Source organism: Nocardioides limicola, from assembly GCF_016827675.1.
In the GTDB taxonomy this organism is placed as follows: domain Bacteria; phylum Actinomycetota; class Actinomycetes; order Propionibacteriales; family Nocardioidaceae; genus Nocardioides; species Nocardioides limicola.
In genome coordinates this window covers 524,025-541,709 of the sequence record NZ_JAERJA010000002.1, presented here as the reverse complement: position 1 = coordinate 541,709, position 17,685 = coordinate 524,025, and the positions used below count along the sequence as shown (strand labels likewise).

Below are 17,685 nucleotides of genomic sequence, written 5' to 3'. Positions count from 1 at the left end.
CATGGCTCTTCTCGGCCTCGTCGTGCTGCTGGGTGTGGTCGTCGTGGTGCCGGCCTTCGCGGTGGCACTGGTGCTGTGGTGGGCAGGCCGCCGTGCCGCCGATACCGAGGTGGGTGCGGCGCGCCAGGCGCGTCGCCACGAACTGCTGATCGCGTTGGGAGCGGCGTTGGCCGCCTCCGGCGCGGCGATCGGAGTGATGTCGCTCCCGGTGGCGTGGACCTCCGACTATGTGCCCACGCCGCGCACTCCGGGTCTGATGATGACGCTGGGGCCGTTCCTGGTCGCCGTGGTCTTCCTGGGTGTCCGGGCCGTCGGGGAGTTGACGTGGCCGCGGCCGGCCGGTGCCGTGCGGACCGCGCGGCTACGGCGGCGTACGGTGCGAACGCTCGGAGGCCGCCGGCTGCGCTGGTTGGGCGCCACCTCGCTGCTGCTGGTGGGCGCGGTGGTGGTCTTCGGTGCGACGGCTGGCCCCACCGGTCGCGCCTTCGAGACCTCCGGCCAACTCGACCCCGGCACGCCGGGTGGTGTTGTCGGCTCGTACACCTCGGCGGCCGGGCCCTACCCGGGCTGGCCGTACGGCGTACCGCTGCTCGTCGGACTGCTCCTCGCGCTGCTCGGCACCGCGGCCACGCTCGCCCTGGTCGCACGGCGGACTCCCTTGCCCGGCGTACCCCCAGCCCACGACGAGGCAGTGCGGACCACCAGCGCCGCTCGGATCCTCGGCGGTGTCCAGCTCTGCGTCGGGGGAGCCTGTGGACTCGTGCTGCTGGTGGCCGGCGGCGCGATCCTGCGCGTCGAGCGGGACGGCGCCGCGTTGGTGGTGGCCGGAGGGGGATCGGTCCTGGCCGGACTGGTCGTCGGGATCGCCTCCGTCGCGGCTGCGGTGATCAGCGTGGTGCCACGCCGTGGCGATCGCGCGCCGTCCGAGGTGACGCCGGCACCGCTGGCCGGTCAGCAGGGCCGATCGTGACCGACCTCCAGGTGGACGTCACCTCCGCGGTGCCGGTGTATGAGCAGATCCGCTCGCAGGTCGCCGCCTATGTGGCGGTGGGTGCGCTACGCCCCGGCGACCGGTTGCCGTCGGCGAGAGACCTCGCCCGCGACCTGGGTGTTGCGGTCGGCACCGTCCAGCGGGCCTATCGCGAACTGGAGGCCCGGGACGTGGTGGTGAGTCGGCGCAGGACCGGCACGGTGGTGGCGGAGCGTCCGGTCGCTGACTCCCCGCTCGAGGCCGGGCCGGGCGATACGTCCTCGCTGGTGGCGCAGATGCGCGCCTTCGTCGCTCAGGCCCGTGCGGCCGGGCTCACGGATGAGGGGATTCAGGACCTGCTGCGGGGCGCGCTGCGAACCGACGGGGAGTCGCCGGGGAGCGGCTGAGTGAGTCGATCGGGCAGCGTTGCGTGGGTCGACCGGGTGGGCGATCAGGCGTCCAGGCGGTCGGCCAGCCTGCGCAGCCGGTCGGCAACGGCAGTACGCCGGCGTACCTGGCGCTGCGGGTGGGGTGTCCGGGGTGCGGTCATCGAGTCGTTGACCCGGCGCCGGATCTCGGTCTCTACGTCGTAGGTGGGCATGGTGTCTCCTCCTTTCAGACTTGGTGCAGGGAGATGTCCCCGCTGACGGTGCTGGCTCGGACGGTCAGGTACTCCTGGCCAGGGGCGGGCTCGCCGTGGCCGGTGAGCGCCGAACGGATCCGGCCGGAGACGCTACTGAGGTCGGTCCAGACCGGCATGTCGGCCGGCGCGCCGACCGAGATCTGCCCCGAGGCGGTCTTGGCGGTGAAGGTGTCGCGTCGTTGCGCGCCGACGGCGATGTCGCCGGAGCCGGTGGTGATGCCGGTCTCGGCGTGGACCTCGTCGATGACGACGTCCCCGGAGCCGGTCTTCAGTCGGGCCGGACCGAAGATGCGTCCCACCCGGATGGTGCCGCTCCCGCAGGTGGCTCCCAGCGAGCCGTGCACCGTGCCGACGCCGATGTCGCCGGAGCCGGATTTCGCCCGGAGATGGTCGCTGGCCGACTCGATCCGGATCTCGCCGGAACCGGTGGTCAGCACCGTCGGCCCCTGGGTCTGCTGCACGTGGATGGCCCCGGAGCCGGACTTGCATGTGCAGCGGCTGAGGTCCCCGGTGGTGCGCACCTCGGCCGAACCGCTTCGGATGTCGACGTGGGATCCGGTAGGCACCTCAACCACGATCACCACCGGGCGGGTGTTGAGGCCGAAGAAGTTCTGCCTGGGCGCGGTGATTCTGAGCTGGCTGCCGTCATGCTCGACGTCGTACCGGTCGGCGTCCTCGCCGCTGATCGTGACGACGCTCTGGGTGGTCTCGACGGCGTTGACGGTCAGCTGGCCGGCGTTGATCTCGGCGTCGAGCTCGATCGGCTCGGGGGTGTGGAACTCGTGACGCATCGGGGTCTCCAGGGTGTTCGGCCGGCGGGCCGACGGTGCGTCGGTCCGCTGGGGTGTCGCGGGGGGTCAGGCCCAGCCGGTGATCCGCTTCGGCCCTCGTCCGAAGGGTCCGCCGAACGGCAGGCTGGAGAGGTCGACGTCCACGCGGATCGCGGAGTCGCTGGTGGCGGTTCGGATGGTGTTGACCAGCCAGGCATTGAGGCTCTGACCGGACGTGGTGGCGAGCTCTTCGGCGCGGTTCTTCACCGACTCGGGGAGTCGGAGGGTGACGCGGCTGATGGCGTCGTCGTCCTCGTCCTCGGGCGCGGGGGGAGGCGGCGGGGCGGGCGGCGCCGGGGGCTCGGGGACGTCGTGGCTGAGCACGAAGCTCAGGTCCCGACCTTCGAGCCGCACCTCGCAGCAGCCGGCTGTCATCTCGCTGGTGATCTCCGCGGCCGCCTGGGAGACGGCCTCCATGATCGCCAGTCGAGCCGCCGGGGCGAGCGCGAGGCTGAGCCTCTCGGCGATGTCCCGGGTCTGCTCGTCACCGGCTCCTGCGGCGTCGAGCAGGTCCCTGCGCAACCCCTCCACGTACGGCGTGATGTCCATGCGCACCACTATGACATCACTCTGACGTCATTTCAACCCCTCCATGACACCACTTTCTCCCTTTCCTGACGCCACCCCCCTCCGACGAAAGGGGGTTTCTGGCCCGCCGAGGTGGGGTTTGTGGCCGCGCGAAGGGGGGTTTGTGGCCGCCCGTGGGGGTGGGCGGTGCCGACCAGGCGTGGAGGTTCCTAGACCGACCACAACCTCCACTTCGGTGGGCCACAAACCCCACCTCGGCGGGCCACAAACCCCACTTCGTCAGGAGGAGAGGATGTGGCGGGTGGCGTGCTGCGGGGTGACCTGCATGGTGGCGACAAGACCGGCGAGGTCGCGTACGCCGGGAGCCGGGCGACTGACGGCCAGATCGGTGAGCAGGATCAATGCCGCCTCGGTGGACAGTGTGTCGGCCAACACCAGTCGACACCCCTCGGGGGATACATCCACCGCGGTGGCGAGGTGGTAACTGCCCTCCCCGGCGCGCACCAGGACGCGATCGCCGTGGCTCAGGCTGCCGGGGATCCGCATCGTGCGGGCATCCACCGGGAGCGAGCCGCGGCGAGCCGAGAACTCGGTGACCGCAGTGGCGATCAGCATCATCGGAGGGCCCTTTGCGTCAATTGAACGTCCGATCACCTCAACGAGTACGACGGCCCACGGTCACGGCGTCGGCGGCGCGACCGCGGTCACACCTCGGACGATCTGCTGTGACAAAGAGTCGGGGGCGGCCCGGGGGGTGGGGGAGCGGGGCCCCCGGGGGGGGGGGAGATAGGCCAGGGAGCCCCCGGCGCCGGTTCGTGTTCCACCCGGGGGGGGCCCGGGGGGGGGGGGGGCCCCCCCGCCCCCGACTGGGGGATCAGAGATCGAACAGTGATCCCGACTCGTTGATGTCCACGTCGGTGCGGGGCTTGTTCGCCTCGCTCGATGAGTCATCGGCCGGCGCCTCGGCGGGCTCGGCCTCCGGGGTGGCCTCGGGCTCGGGCTCCTGGGCCGGGGTCTCGACAGGCTCGACCGCCGGGGTGGGCTCGACCGTCTCCGGTTCGAGTGTCGCCGCCGCTGCCGGCTCGGGGGCTGCCAGGTCGAAGAGCGAACCGCCCGAGCTGAGGTCGGCCGCCGGAGCAGCCTCGGCCACCGGAGCAGCCTCGGCCACCGGTGCAGCCGGGGCCTCCACAGGCTCGCTGGTGGCGGGGTCCGCTGCGGGCGCCGCAGCCTCCGGCTCCGGCGTGGCAATGTCGAACAGCGACCCGCCGGCGGGCGACGATGCCTCGGGTTCGGCCGCCGGAGTCTCGGCTGCCGGCGACGGTGCCACATCGAAGAGCGAGCCACCTGAAGAAGCCGGGGTCTCGACAGCCTCGGCCTTCGCCGCTGGCTCGGGTGCCGGCTCAGGGGTGGGGGTGTCGAACAGCGACGACCCACCCGACGGTGCCGGCTCGGGGGCGGGGGTGTCGAACAGCGACGACCCACCCGACGGTGCCGGCTCGGCGGCAGGGGTGTCGAACAGTGACGACCCTCCCGACGGTGCCGGCTCGGGGGCGGGGGTGTCGAACAGCGACGACCCTCCCGACGGTGCTGGCTCGGGGGCGGGGGTGTCGAACAGCGACGACCCACCCGACGGCGCAGTGGTCTCGGCCGACGAGGCAGGCTCGGCCGTCTCGACCGCCGTGGCGGCCCCGGCCCCAGCAGCGGCTGCTGCCGGAGCGGCTGCCGGAGCGGCTGCCGGAGCGGACCCAGGGCCCTCGCCCGGCTTGAACTTGGTCGCCACCTCGCCCTTCACCGAGGACAGCAACATCTGCGCGACATCGAGGACCTCGACCTCCTCGCGGGCCTCGCCATTGGCCTGCAACTTGGTCAGGCCGTCAGCCAGCATCACCCGACAGAACGGGCAACCGACCGCGATCTGGTCGGCGCCGGTGCCGATCGCTTCGGTGGTGCGGTTCTCATTGATCCGCTCCCCGATCGTCTCCTCCATCCACATCCGGGCGCCACCCGCGCCACAGCAGAAGGACCGCTCGCTGTTGCGCTCCATCTCCGTGAACTCCGCGCCCGGCAGGATCTGCAGCAGGTCCCGCGGCGGCGAGTAGACCTGGTTGTGCCGACCCAGGTAGCAGGGGTCGTGGTAGGTGATCGACCGCTTGTGGGCGCCTTCACCGGTGGCCACCGGGGTCAGCTTGCCCTCGCGGACCAGTCGGTTCAGCAGTTGGGTGTGGTGCACCACCTCGAGCTCGATCCCGAAGTCCTGGTACTCGTTCTTCAGGGTGTTGAAGCAGTGCGCGCAGGTGGAGACGACCTTCTTGACCTTGTACTCCTTGAAGGTCTCCACGTTCTGTTGGGCCAGGCCCTGGTAGACGAACTCGTTGCCGGCCCGTCGGGCGGAGTCACCGGTGCAGGTCTCACCGTTGCCGAGCACCCCGAAGGTGACCCCGGCCATCTCCAGCAGTTCGGCGACCGCCCGGGTGGTCTTCTTGGCCCGGTCCTCGTACGCCCCGGCACAGCCGACCCAGAACAGCCACTCGACCTCGTCGAGGGACTCGATGGTCTCGCCGACCACCTTGACGTCGAAGGGCAGGTCCTTGGCCCAGTCCATCCGGGCGTTCGGGGACATGTTCCACGGGTTGCCCTTGTTCTCCAGGCCCTTGAACAGTTGGTTGAGCTCGGCGGGGAAGTTCGACTCGACCAGCACCTGGTAGCGGCGCATGTCGACGATGTGGTCGACGTGCTCGATGTCGACGGGGCACTGCTGCACGCACGCGCCACACGACGTACATGACCAGAGCACGTCCTCGTCGATGACGAAGTCGGCGCCCTCGGGGTTGTAGAACCAGTCGTCGGGTCCGCCGGAGCCGACCAGCGACTTCTCGCCGATGCCCACCAGTTCCTCGGACAGGCCCTCGGCCGACTCGCCGCCCGCGTGCACGTACGGCGCCTTCGCGTAGGCGTGGTCCCGCAGGCCCATGATGAGCAACTTCGGCGACAGCGGCTTCTCGGTGTTCCAGGCCGGACACTGGGACTGGCAGCGACCGCACTCGGTGCACGTGGTGAAGTCCAGCAAGCCCTTCCAGGAGAAGTCCTCGGCCTTGCCGACGCCGAGCACCGAGTCCTCGTCCAGGTCGTCGATGTCGTCGAGGGTCACGGCCTTGCCGCCCGAGGTCAGCGGCTTCAGCGCACCCAGTGCGGTGCCGCCCGAGGACTCACGCTTGAACCAGATGTTGAACCAGGCGGTGAACCGGTGCCAGGCCACACCCATCGAGATGTTCCTGCTGATCACGATCAGCCACACCATCGCCATCAGGATCTTGCCCAGGGCGAGCGCATAGATGGTGGTCTCGATCGCGGTCTCGGACATGCCGGAGAAGCCGGCGCCGAACCACGCGGTCAGCGGGAAGTGCAGGGCGGAGCCGTACTCGCTGCCCCGCTGCAGGAAGAGCTGGTACTCCAAGCCGCGGATCAGGGTCCCGAAGAGCGCCTCGCCGAGGATGATCGCCTCGACGAAGTAGGCCTGCCAGAAGGTGGAGCCGAAGAAGCGGGACTTCCGGTCCAGCTTGCGTGGGTGGTACTTCTGCCGCACCACGATCAGGAAGATGATGCCGATCAGGGTCAGCCAGCCCAGCAGCTCAGCCACCCACTGGAAGGGCGGGAAGTGGCCGATCACGGGCAGCGCGGTGTCAGCACCCAGGAAGACCTGCAGGTACGCCGTCGCCACCAGCGAGCTCAGGTAGATGAAGCCCGCGAAGACGAACCAGTGCATGATGCCGATCCAGTGCCACTGGAGCATCCGGGTGTGGAGCAGTGTCTCCTTCAGCATCACCGCAGTGCGGCGACCCGGATTGTCGGAGCGGGAGGCCGGTTGCCCCATCCGGATCACCTTGAGCATCCGGTTGATCGCGTACGCCGCGTAGGCGACCGCGATGAGCGTGATCACGAGGGTGACCGACATGGCAAAGGTCTGCATGGGCGGTGATCCTACCGAGGTCGGGGATCGGGCTCGAGTTCCGTCTTGCCGAGCGCGTCTAGGGTGTGACCATGACCGCATTTCCCTCAGCCTTGGCGCACTCCTTCAAGCAGACCGTGAAGCCGAGGTTGGCCCCTCTGCTGCGGCGATCCGGCCTTGTCGATGGCTCGATCCTGCTGGAACTCGACCTCTCCCGCGGAGTTCACGAAGCTCCTCCTGCCTCACCGCTGGCGGCGCTGAAGTCCCTGCACACCCCGGTGCTCCGGGCCGTCATCGCCGGGCTGGACAAGGCGGCCGAGGACAAGGACGTGGTTGCCTTGATCGCCCACCTGGGCACCTGGCAGCCCTCGCTGTCGGAGTCCGCGGAGTTGCGGGACGCGGTGGCGCGGCTGACTCAGGCCGGGAAGCGGACGGTGATCTTCGCCGAGTCGTTCGGGGAGATGGGGGCCGGGAACACGTCGTACCACCTGGCGAGTGCGTTCGAACAGATCTGGTTGCAGCCCTCCGGGGACCTGGGGCTGGTCGGCATGACCGCCGAGACGACGTTCCTGCGCGGCACCCTCGACAAGATCGGGGTGCAGCCCCAGATCGGTCAGCGGCACGAGTACAAGACGGCCGCGAACACGTTCACCGAGACGACGATGACCGAGCCGCAGCGGGAGATGATGACCCGCCTGGTGACCTCGTCCACCGACACCCTGGTCGCTGACGTCGCCGCCTCCCGAGGCGTCTCCGAGGAGGCGGTGCGTGCCGCGATCGAGGAGGCTCCGCTGTCCGCGGACGAGGCCAAGGCCCGCGGCCTCATCGACGAGATCGGCTACCGCGCCGACGCGTACGCCGCGTTCCGCACGGGGGACACGCCGCTGAAGTACCTCGAACGGTACGCCGGCACCGGGGGCATGGCTGCCCTGGTGCCGCCGCTTCCGGGCCGCGGCAAGTCGATCGTGGCCGTCGTCCATGCCGCCGGACCGATCCTGCTGGGTCGCGGCAACAACTCGCCGTTCAGCAGCGGCTCGGTCACCTCCGAGGGGCTCGGCGCCACCCTGCGTGCGGTCGGCCGCAACGACGACGTGCGGGCCGTGGTGCTGCGCATCGACAGCCCCGGCGGGTCCTACGTGGCCTCCGATGCGCTGCGTCGCGAGATCCTCGGCCTGCGCGAGGCGGGCAAGACGGTGGTCGCGTCGATGGGGTCGGTGGCGGCTTCGGGCGGCTACTACCTGGCGATGCCCTGTGAACGGATCCTGGCCAGCCCCGGCACCATCACCGGCTCGATCGGCGTACTGGCCGGCAAGCAGGTGCTGACCGAGGGACTGGCTCGGATCGGGATCACCCGGGAGGCGGTCTCGGTGGGTCGGTACGCGGACATGTTCTCCTCCGACCGGCCCTTCACCGACGACGAGTGGGCCCGCTTGGACGCCTGGCTGGACCGGGTCTACGACGACTTCACCACCAAGGCGGCCACCGACCGGTCGATGCCGGTCGCCGAGCTGCGTGAGGTGGCGAAGGGGCGCGTCTGGACCGGAGCCGACGCGCACAAGCGCGGCCTGGTGGACGCGCTCGGTGGCCTGTCGCAGGCCATCGACACCGCCTGCGAGCTGGCCGGGGTGGACCGCGGAGACGCCGACGTCCGGGTCTTCCCGCGCGCCCATCCACTCGAGATGCTGCGGCAGCCCGAGAACAGCGAATCGCCCGCTGCGGCGCGACTGGCGGCGCGGCGAGACGGTGGGCTCGCCGCAGGTGTGCTCTCCGGGGCCGGGTGGGCCTCCGCGGGTTGGACGTCGGAGGGGTTCGGCCTCTTCGACCGGCTGGTGGCGCTCACCGGCGTCCCGGCGTACGGCGCCTTGAGTCTGCCGTTCCAGGTTCGGCTGCGCTGACCCGCTCCCGACCCTCAGTACGACCTGGACGGTTCACCCTGATGTCAGGGACTGTGGAACGTTGTCAGGTGTTGCAACCCCTGACAACGTTCAGGAACCCCTGATATCAGGGAAAGCCGTCCAGGGGGCGGCGGCGGTCAGGGGTGGCGGATCCGCTGCAGCCGCCCCGCCCGGTTGAACTCCAGCCGGACCCGGACGTTCTCGAAGCGGGGGCTGCCATCCGCCTTGGTGCCCACCCGGCGCTTCGCGCAGAGGATGAAGCGCTGGTCGACTCGTGCATAGGGCTGGCCGAGTCGACGGATCACTCGCTGCGTGGTCATCGACGGGCGTACGACGCGCTTCAGCTTCCGGACCGTCTTGCGGAGTCCGGGATTGCGGCAGGAGTCGGGGCGGGCGCCCTGGGCGCGCTCCCAGGTCTGCAGGAATGCCTCGGCGCCCCGTTGCATGTCGGTGCGCAGGGCGGCCCGCTCGCCGGGAGCGGCCACCTTCAACAGGTCCTCCACCCAGTCCGGGTAGAGGCCGTGGTGGGCGACGCCGTGCACGTTGATGTCATAGATCTTCTCGCCGCTGACCTGACGGTGCACGGTGATCCCGTTGATGCCGGTGAACGGATAGGTGACCGGGTTCGTCGCGCCGGCGCCTCGCGGGTCGCCCTGGGCGCCGAGCCCGTTGATGTCGGAGCCGAAGCCGAATCCGAAGAAGAACCGGGGGTCGGCCCAGCCCAGGTGGCGCCGCCATTTGGCGACGAAGCCGGTGGAGTCGCCGGCGTACGGGGTGATGAAGCCGCCGAGCCGGTAGATCCGCGGGTAGGCGTCCGGGGTGGCCCAGGAGTGGCTGGAGATCACGCCGGGATACTTGAGCTGCTCCAGCCGGTCCAGGGTGGCCTGCCGGGCCTTGACGCTCATGTGGTCGGGGTCGACCAGCCATTGCCGCTTCGCCATCCCGTCGACGGCGTACCGGCCGAGGTCGGTGAGTCCGCGGCTGTTGCAGTGCTTCGGCCTGGGATAGAGCGGCAACGCCGGCAGCGTCAGCCCGAGCGAGGCGATCGCGCCGAAGAGGGCGTCCTGCTGGTCGCCTCCGATGTCCGGGCCGGTGGCCTGGGTCTGGTCGGCCGACTCGCCGTCGGCGGGGTTGCAGTGCCGCATGTCCCAGAAGGTGCCGGTCTCGAGGAAGTTGGCCACGTTCACCGCGACGCCGACCTCGCCGGCGTCGCCGGCCACTCCGGCCAGGGCGTTGTCGAACTTGTTGACCAACTCCATCTGGCGGACGCCGAGCCGGTGCATCTCGTCGAGGTGTCGGTCGATGTCGGCCCGGGTGCAGGCCGGCTGGTCGCCGACCAGCGGGATCGCCGTGAAGCTGCACCCGAACGGCACCGATGTCTCGATGCCCATCACCACGGCCAACTTGCCCTGGTTGATCACCCGACGCGCCTGGCGGGGGTTCCTGACGATCCGGTACCAGCCCTTGCCGGGACCGCCGTACTGCGCGTCGACGTAGCGCTCGAACTCCCTCATCCGCTTCGCCTGTAACCGGATCGAGGTCATCTCGTCACACGAGTTCCGCTTCAACGGGTAGATCGTGCACAGCTGACCGTTCTCCACCAGCAGGTTCGTCATCACCCGCAGCCCGCCGCGCCAGGAGCGCTCCACCCACTTGTAGTAGGTGCCCTGGTGGGTGAGTGAGTGAGGCGCCGGCCAGTCCTTGAAGGTGGGCCAGCCGATCGGGTCATGGCTGGGACGACCCGACAGCACCGACTCGAGCACCCCGCCATAGCCGGCGGTGAGCAGGTGGTCGGGGCAGTCCACCAGCGCGTACGCCGGACCGTACGGGTGCCAGGGACGGCCGCAATGCACTTGACCGCCCAGGAACTCGTGCGCCATCCCGTGCACGTGCGCGTCCACGTAGCCGCGCACCTCCTGGTAGCTGGTGCTGCCGCCGTGCGGTGCGCCGGTGACGTTGACCTGGACCTCGGGGTAGGCCTTGCAGCCGGTGACTCGGCGGACGGTGAAGGCGGTCGCCGGGCCGATGCCGATCGACTGCCCGGAGGCGTTGAGCGCACCGCCGCCGGGCAGCGTGAAGGTGTAGCCGGCGCCGCTGGCGCGGGCGCTCCACTCGGTGCTGGTGGCCGGTCGGCCGACCAGTCGTACCTGGGTGTTGACCCGTCCGACGAACTCACGGTTGCGGTCATAGAGCAGGTAGGTGCCCAGGTCCGTGGCCCGGAAGCGGAGTCGTTCGGCGCCTCCGCGGCGGGCCGCGGAGGCCACCAGTCGGTCGCCGTCGCGGCGCAGCCAGCGGCCGTTCGGCGCCTGCAGGGCGTAGCAGCCTCCAGCCATCGCGTGCCGGTTCTGCGGGACGGCGCGGCGCTTCCCGGTGAGTGGTCGGGGCACCAGGGTGGGCTCCGGGGAACTGCGATGGGCCGCGACCAGGGCTTCGTTGGTGCGTGCCTGGACGGGGATGGTGCTGTCCCGGGTGTCGGCGCCGGTCTCGCCGCCGCGGGACAGGGCGTTCTTGGTCGCCGGATCCGCGTGGTCGTGGTCGTCATGGGCGACCGCTCCGGGAGTGAGGGTCAGCACCAATGCGGTGGCCGCCGCCGTGCTCGCCAGCAGTCGTCTCATGCGCACGCCACAACCTCCCGGAGTCCTTGGAGATCCCAACGAGTCAGGGGTGACTTGGGTCACGCAGCGGTCCCTGGCTCCACTGGAGAGGCTCAGTGGAGTGGCTCAGTGGAGAGGTTCAGCGGCGGGGCTCAGTGGGCGGTTCAGGCGGTGAGGAAGTCGACGACCAGACGGTTGAAGTCGTGGGCGTGACTGGTGTGCAGGTGGGTGCCGCCCGGGAGCAGTTCCAGCCGGGACTCGGCGACCTTGGCGGCGATCAGTCGGGCGGCGGCCATCCCGGTCTTCTCGGCGCGGCCCCCGATCACCAGCGTCGGCGCGGTGACGGCGCTCAACTGGCCGGCCAGGTCCAGCTCGGCCATCGCCCGGTTCGCGCTGAGGATCCGCTCCCGGGACAGGCCGCGGGCGGCGAGTTTGCGCTCCGACGTCAGCCGGGTGGCCAGTCGCTGCATCCCCAGCACCCAGCGCGGTGGAGTGATCGGGGCTCCGGAGACGACCAGCCGATCGACCAGTTCGGGGTGGTTGGCGGCCAGATGCAGGGCGACCAGCGCACCGAGTTGGTCGCCGACCAGGTGCATCCGCTCCACGCCGTGCTGTTGCGGCAGTGCGGCGATGTCGCTGGTCGCGGCGAGCAGGTCGAACGGCTCCGTGGCGGTGGGTTTGAGCCCCCGCAACCAGGGAGCCGCGATCTGCCAGCCGGACGGCAGCGCATCGAGTTGAGGTTGCCAGGCGGTCGGCCATTCGCCGAGACCGTGCAGGAGTACGACGAGGGGTTGCGGAGCCACCATCGCACCCTATGTGGTCGTCCTCACCTCAGCGCCGCAAGGGCACCGCGCCCGTCCCGACGCCCCGAGGACACCACTGTCGTCCGTCCCGGTCAGGGAACGGACGACAGGAGGTGGGCAGGGCACACGTGCGGTGCCCGCCCCGGTCAGTAGACCCGTCGACGCGTGCCGCCGATGGGCACGACGTTGAGGATCAGGCCGACGACCAGCAGGATCGCGCCGATGGTCGTGAGAACCGGAATGTTCATGATCAATCCGACGATGAGCAGGATCAGTCCAAGTGCAACCATGACAGTGGCCTCCATTTCGTAGGGACTGGGATGTCCCTCTCAGCGGTACCCACAGACGGTGTTCTCAGACCTGCGGCGTCGAGTTGGGAGTGCGCAGGGCGTGGCTGGCTACTGTGCGAGCCATGACCGTCCAGTCCGTGCTCGCCAGTCGACACGTCGTAGCCACCGCCGACCACCGGGCCAGCCGGGCCGCGGTCGCCGCGTTCACGCGGGGCGGCAACGCCGTTGATGCGGCGATCGCCGCCAACGCCGCGATTGCGGTGACCAGCCCGCACCTGTGCGGTCTGGGCGGCGACCTGTTCGCGCTGGTGCACACCCCCGCCGGTGAGGTCATCGGACTCAACGCCAGCGGCCGGGCCGGCTCCCGCAGCGACGCTGCCGTCCTGCGTGCGGCGGGCCACCCGCGGATGCCGATGCGTCACGACGTACGCACCGTCACCGCGCCCGGCTGCGTCGACGGCTGGCAGGCACTGCACGAGCGGTTCGGTCGCCTCGGCCTGAGGGAGATCCTGGCCCCCGCGATCGAGCTCGCCGAGCAGGGCTTCCGGGCCGGTCCGCTGGCCGACGCCCTGGGCAGCCTCGATGCGGCCGGCCGCGCGGCGCTGCCTGAGCTCGCCGACCAGGCCAACCGCCCCGCTGCCCGGGTGCGTCGACCGGGGGTCGCCCGGACGCTCCGGGGGATCGCCGAGCACGGCCGAGAGGCGTTCTATGCCGGTGAGTTCGCGGCTGGGCTGGTGGCCCTGGACGGTTCTCCCTTCACCGCCGCCGACCTGAGGGCCTCACACGCCGACTGGGTGGACACCCTGAGTCATGACGTGTTCGGATCCCGGGTGCACACCCTCGGCCCGAACTCCCAGGGGTATCTGGTGCTGGCCATCGCCGGCCTCGCCGAGCGATTGGGACTGCCCGACGATCCGACCGACCCGGCCTGGGCGCATCTGCTGATCGAGGCGGCCAAGGTCGCCTCCTCCGATCGCCACGAGGTCCTGTACGACGGTGCCGACGGCAGTTGGCTGCTGAGTCGGGCGCTGGCCCGGGGGGCGATGGTCCACCCGGCCAGGGCCACTCCCACCGCGGCCCCCACCGCCGACGGGGACACGACGTACCTGTGCGCCGCCGACGCCGAGGGCTGGGCCGTCAGCCTGATCCAGTCCAACGCGGCTGGCTTCGGGGCCTACCTGGTCGAGCCGGGCACCGGCATCAACCTGCACAACCGTGGTCTCGGTTTCTCGCTCATCCCCGGCCACCCCGCCGAGTTGGCTCCCGGCCGGAGGCCACCACACACGCTGGCGCCGGCGATGGTGATGCGCGCAGATCGGCTGTACGGCGTGCTCGGCACCATGGGTGGGGACGCCCAGCCGCAGATCGTCGCCCAACTGCTCGCCCGCCTGCTGCACAACGGTCAGGACGTGACCGAGGCGGTGCTCGCCCCCCGCTGGGTGCTCCGTGGCCCGACGGGCGGCTTCGGGACCTGGCATGGCGACCCGCCGACGGTCGTGGTCGAGGACGGGGCACCCGACGAGTGGCTCGGTGAGCTCCGTCGGCTCGGCCACCGGGTGGCACGTGGACCCGCGCTCAGTGGCGAGTTCGGCCATGCCCAGGCGATCACCGTGGACACTGACGACACCTTCGCCGCGGCCGCCGACCCGCGCGCGGTCGGGTCGGCGGCCGCGGGCCACTGAACGGCGGCTCGGGTCGGCGCCGGACGGTGTGGCTCGGCCAGCCCCGCGAGGGCACTTCCTTCGTGGAGAGACAAGGATGTCCGTTGCTCGCAGTATGTGCGTGCAACGGACATCCCAAGCAGGCCTCGCGCGAGCGGGCGGCAGATCAGGAGAGAGCGGCGATGGCCTCAGCGATGGCCAGCGTCCGCCGAGCCGACTCCACGTGCAGGTTCTCCACCATCTTGCCGTTGTAGGTGACCACCCCGCCGGTGGAGGCCTCGAACGCCTCGATCAGGCCGCGGGCGTCGGCGATCGCCTGCTCGGAGGGGGCGAAGCCGGTGTTCGCCGGCTCGACCTGACCCGGGTGGATCAGCGTCTTGCCGTCGAAGCCCATCTGCCGGCCCTGCTCGACCTCGGCGGCGAACCCGTCGGCGTTCTTCACGTCGTTGTAGACGCCGTCGATGATCACGATGCCTGCGGCCCGAGCGGCCAGGAGCGCCAGGCCCAGGCCGGTGATCACCGGCTGACGGCCGGGCACATGCTCGGCGTACAACTCCTTGACCAGATCGTTGGTGCCCATCACGAAGCCGGTCAGGCGCGGCGATGCCTGCGCGATCGAGAGGGCGTTGAGCATCGCGATCGGGGTCTCCACCATCGCCCACAGGGTGGTCTTCTCCGGCGCGCCGGCTGCCTCGAGGGCGGCCACGAGCTGGTGCACCTCTTCGGCGGAGTTCACCTTCGGCACGAGTACGACGTCGGGGCCGGCGGCTGCGGCGACCTTGAGGTCCTCGTCGTGCCATTCGGTGCCGATGCCGTTGATCCGGATGATCAGCTCGCGGTTGCCGTACTCCCCGGACTGCACCGCGGCAGCCGCAGCGAGGCGGGCCTCGGGCTTGGCATCCGGAGCGACGGCGTCCTCGAGGTCGAAGATGATGCCGTCGGCGGGGAGGGTCTTGGCCTTCTCCAGGGCCCGCTCGTTGGAGCTGGGCATGTAGAGGACGGAGCGGCGGGGGCGGAAGTCAGGCATCGTCAACCTCGATCGCGTCGTAGCTGGCCTTCAGGATCGGGTCGATCGCGGCGAGCTGCTCGGCGAGCTCGACCATCACCAGGCACTGCTTGAGGGAGGCGTCGTCCTCCATCTTCCCGTCCAGCATCACCGCGCCGGTGCCGTCGCCCATCGCGGCGACCACCCGACGGGCGTGCTTGATGTCCTCCACGCTGGGGGAGAAGACCCGGTTGGCGATCTCGATCTGCTTGGGGTGCAGGCTCCAGGTGCCGACGCAGCCGAGCAGGAACGCGTTGCGGAACTGGTCCTCACACGCCACCACGTCGGCGATGTCACCGAACGGCCCGTAGTAGGGGTAGATGCCGGCGGCGGCGCAGGCGTCGACCATCTTGGCGATCGTGTAGTGCCACAGGTCCTGCTGGAAGATCGACCGGGCACTGTTGATGTCGCCGTCGATCGGGTCCTGCCGGACCAGGTAGCCGGGGTGGCCGCCACCGACTCGGGTGGTCTTCATCTTGCGGTCGGCAGCGAGGTCGGCCGGGCCGAGCGAGATGCCCTGCATCCGGGGAGAGGCGAGCGCGATCTGCTCCACCTCGGCGACACCGCGGGCGGTCTCCAGGATCGCGTGCACCAGGATCGGCCAGGTGAGACCGGCCTTGGCCTCGAGCTGGGCGAGGATCCGGTCGATGTAGTGGATGTCCTCAGGCCCTTGGACCTTGGGCACCATGATCACGTCGAGCTTGTGCCCGATCGCCGGCACAAGCCGGGTCAGGTCGTCGAGCACCCACGGCGAGTCGAGCGAGTTGATCCGGGTCCATAGCTGAGTGGGCCCGAAGTCGGTCTCGGTGGCGATCTCCACCAGGCCCTCACGGGCGGCCACCTTGTTGTCGGCCTTGACGGCGTCCTCGAGATTGCCCAGCAGCACGTCGACGGTGCCGACCATCTGCGGGATCTTGGCCGCCATCTTGGCGTTGGACGGGTCGAAGAAGTGGATCGCCCGGCTGGGGCGGGCGGGGATCTCACGGACCGGGGCGGGGGCGCCCACGGCCAGCGGGGCGAAGAAGTCTTTGGCGCTGCGCATGGCCACGCACGCTAGCAGCGTGCGTGGCCGCAGCGGCGGTCGTCTCGTGTCACTTCGGCCACACTCAGCTCCAGTCGACGCTGAAGTACTGGGTCTCGGTGAACTCCCTGATCCCGTCCCGGGCCCCCTCGCGGCCGAGGCCGGACTGCTTGACGCCGCCGAACGGAGCGGACGGGTCGGAGACGATGCCCCGGTTGACGCCGACCATCCCGGCCTCCAACGACTCGGCGATCCGCAGCGCGTCCTGCAGTCGCCCGGCGTACACGTAGGCGGCGAGGCCGAACTCGGTGTCGTTGGCCGCGGTGAGCATCTCGGACTCCTCGGTCCAGGTCTGCACGGCGACCACGGGTCCGAAGATCTCCTCGCGGGAGATCCGCATCTGGGGCTGGACGTCGGTCAGTACGACGGCCGGGTGCCGCCAGCCGCCGGCAGGGACGGTGCCGGTGTGGGTGATCCGGGCGCCGGCGGCGACCGCTTCGGCCACCAGTGCGGCGACGCCGTCGACGGCGCGGGGGCTGATCAGCGGCGCCACCTCCAGGTCCTCCACCAGGGCCCCGATCCGGGCGACGAACTCCTCGGCCACCTCCGCATGCACGAGGAACCGGTTGGCGGCGGTGCAGGCCTGGCCGGCGTTGCGGAACTTGGCGATCATCGCGCCGGCCACGGCGGCGTCCAGGTCGGCGTCCGCGGTGACGATGAACGGCGCGTTGCCGCCAAGCTCCATGCTGGCGTTGAGCACCCGGTCGGCGGCCTGGTGCAGCAGGTGGCGGCCGACGCCGGTGGAGCCGGTGAACGAGATCTTGCGGACCCGGTCGTCGGTGAGCCAGGCGGTGACCACGTCGGCCGGGGTGCTGGTCGGCACCACGGTGACCACGCCGTCGGGGACCCCGGCCTCGGTGAGCAGTTCGCCGATCGCCAGCGCGGTGAGCGGGGTCTCGGCTGCGGGCTTGAGGACCACGGTGCAGCCGGCGGCCAGCGCCGGGGCGATCTTGCGGGTGGCCATCGCGGCCGGGAAGTTCCAGGGCGTCACCAGGGCGGCCACGCCCACGGGGCGGTGGGTGACCACGTTCCGCACGCCGCCGGCGGGGGCGACGGCGTAGTCGCCGTCGCTGCGCACCGCCTCCTCGGAGAACCAGCGGAAGAACTCCGCGGCATAGGCGACCTCGGCTCGGGCGTCGGCGTCGGACTTGCCGTTCTCGGCGGTGATCAGCCCGGCCAGCCGGTCGACGTCGGCCACGATCAGCTCGTAGGTGCGACGCAGAATCTCGGCGCGGGCACGGGGCGAGGTGGCCGCCCAGCCGCGGAAGGCCGCCGCGGCGGCATCGACGGCAGCGATCGCCTCGGCGGGGGTGTGGTCGGGGACCTCGGCGATCACCTCGGTGGTGGCGGGGTTGTGGACAGCGAGGGTGCGCAGTGCGGTCAAGGACATGGCGGGTGC

Annotated in this window: 15 protein-coding genes; 4 read left to right on the top strand and 11 right to left on the bottom strand. The window is 70.6% G+C overall.

Going from position 1 to position 17,685, the window contains the following annotated elements; genetic code table 11:
• Position 1 precedes the first annotated feature (1 nt).
• Positions 2-970 (top strand): hypothetical protein, encoded by a 969-nt coding sequence (locus JKG67_RS06605; RefSeq protein ID WP_203336465.1) that lies wholly within the window; start codon positions 2-4, stop codon positions 968-970.
• The gene (locus JKG67_RS06600) at positions 967-1,377 is read left to right on the top strand and encodes a GntR family transcriptional regulator (RefSeq protein WP_203336464.1); all 411 of its coding nucleotides are present in this window, start codon (positions 967-969) and stop codon (positions 1,375-1,377) included. Before JKG67_RS06605 ends, JKG67_RS06600 begins: the two co-directional genes overlap by 4 nt.
• A gap of 44 nt (positions 1,378-1,421) precedes the next feature.
• On the opposite strand, the gene JKG67_RS06595 is transcribed toward JKG67_RS06600, so the two are convergent.
• From JKG67_RS06595 to JKG67_RS18845, 5 genes are all read right to left on the bottom strand, one after another.
• Positions 1,422-1,571 (bottom strand): hypothetical protein, encoded by a 150-nt coding sequence (locus JKG67_RS06595; protein ID WP_203336463.1) that lies wholly within the window; start codon positions 1,569-1,571, stop codon positions 1,422-1,424.
• A gap of 14 nt (positions 1,572-1,585) precedes the next feature.
• Entirely contained in the window at positions 1,586-2,404 is an 819-nt protein-coding gene (locus tag JKG67_RS06590; protein WP_203336462.1) for a DUF4097 family beta strand repeat-containing protein, read from the bottom strand.
• A gap of 66 nt (positions 2,405-2,470) precedes the next feature.
• Positions 2,471-2,992, bottom strand: coding sequence for a pilus assembly protein HicB (locus JKG67_RS06585; protein ID WP_238997981.1), 522 nt, complete (start codon positions 2,990-2,992; stop codon positions 2,471-2,473).
• Between the two features lie 258 nt (positions 2,993-3,250).
• The gene (locus JKG67_RS06580) at positions 3,251-3,589 is read right to left on the bottom strand and encodes a hypothetical protein (RefSeq protein ID WP_203336461.1); all 339 of its coding nucleotides are present in this window, start codon (positions 3,587-3,589) and stop codon (positions 3,251-3,253) included.
• Positions 3,590-3,845: 256 nt separating this feature from the next.
• The gene (locus JKG67_RS18845) at positions 3,846-6,938 is read right to left on the bottom strand and encodes a heterodisulfide reductase-related iron-sulfur binding cluster (RefSeq protein ID WP_203336460.1); all 3,093 of its coding nucleotides are present in this window, start codon (positions 6,936-6,938) and stop codon (positions 3,846-3,848) included.
• Positions 6,939-7,009: 71 nt separating this feature from the next.
• Between JKG67_RS18845 and sppA the strand changes: the two genes are divergently transcribed.
• Complete coding sequence (gene sppA, locus JKG67_RS06570) at positions 7,010-8,812, top strand: signal peptide peptidase SppA (protein ID WP_203336459.1); 1,803 nt, start codon at positions 7,010-7,012, stop codon at positions 8,810-8,812.
• Between the two features lie 137 nt (positions 8,813-8,949).
• On the opposite strand, the gene JKG67_RS06565 is transcribed toward sppA, so the two are convergent.
• The 3 genes from JKG67_RS06565 to JKG67_RS06555 form a co-directional block, all read right to left on the bottom strand.
• Positions 8,950-11,427 carry an amidohydrolase family protein gene (locus tag JKG67_RS06565; RefSeq protein WP_203336458.1) on the bottom strand — a complete coding sequence of 826 codons (2,478 nt, stop codon included), beginning with the start codon at positions 11,425-11,427 and terminating at the stop codon, positions 8,950-8,952.
• A gap of 143 nt (positions 11,428-11,570) precedes the next feature.
• Positions 11,571-12,209: an alpha/beta fold hydrolase gene (locus JKG67_RS06560; protein WP_203336457.1), complete on the bottom strand. Its 639-nt coding sequence runs from the start codon at positions 12,207-12,209 to the stop codon at positions 11,571-11,573.
• A 146-nt stretch (positions 12,210-12,355) separates the two neighbouring features.
• Positions 12,356-12,514 carry a hypothetical protein gene (locus tag JKG67_RS06555; protein ID WP_203336632.1) on the bottom strand — a complete coding sequence of 53 codons (159 nt, stop codon included), beginning with the start codon at positions 12,512-12,514 and terminating at the stop codon, positions 12,356-12,358.
• Between the two features lie 107 nt (positions 12,515-12,621).
• Between JKG67_RS06555 and JKG67_RS06550 the strand changes: the two genes are divergently transcribed.
• Positions 12,622-14,181 (top strand): gamma-glutamyltransferase family protein, encoded by a 1,560-nt coding sequence (locus JKG67_RS06550; protein ID WP_203336456.1) that lies wholly within the window; start codon positions 12,622-12,624, stop codon positions 14,179-14,181.
• 145 nt (positions 14,182-14,326) lie between these two features.
• Here JKG67_RS06550 and JKG67_RS06545 read toward each other — a convergent pair whose 3' ends face one another.
• From JKG67_RS06545 to JKG67_RS06535, 3 genes are all read right to left on the bottom strand, one after another.
• On the bottom strand, positions 14,327-15,187 hold the full coding sequence (locus JKG67_RS06545; protein WP_203336455.1) for an HpcH/HpaI aldolase/citrate lyase family protein: 861 nt from the start codon (positions 15,185-15,187) through the stop codon (positions 14,327-14,329).
• On the bottom strand, positions 15,180-16,247 hold the full coding sequence (locus tag JKG67_RS06540) for an HpcH/HpaI aldolase/citrate lyase family protein (RefSeq protein ID WP_203336454.1): 1,068 nt from the start codon (positions 16,245-16,247) through the stop codon (positions 15,180-15,182). Before JKG67_RS06540 ends, JKG67_RS06545 begins: the two co-directional genes overlap by 8 nt.
• A gap of 64 nt (positions 16,248-16,311) precedes the next feature.
• Positions 16,312-17,676 carry an NAD-dependent succinate-semialdehyde dehydrogenase gene (locus JKG67_RS06535; RefSeq protein ID WP_203336453.1) on the bottom strand — a complete coding sequence of 455 codons (1,365 nt, stop codon included), beginning with the start codon at positions 17,674-17,676 and terminating at the stop codon, positions 16,312-16,314.
• Positions 17,677-17,685 lie beyond the last annotated feature (9 nt).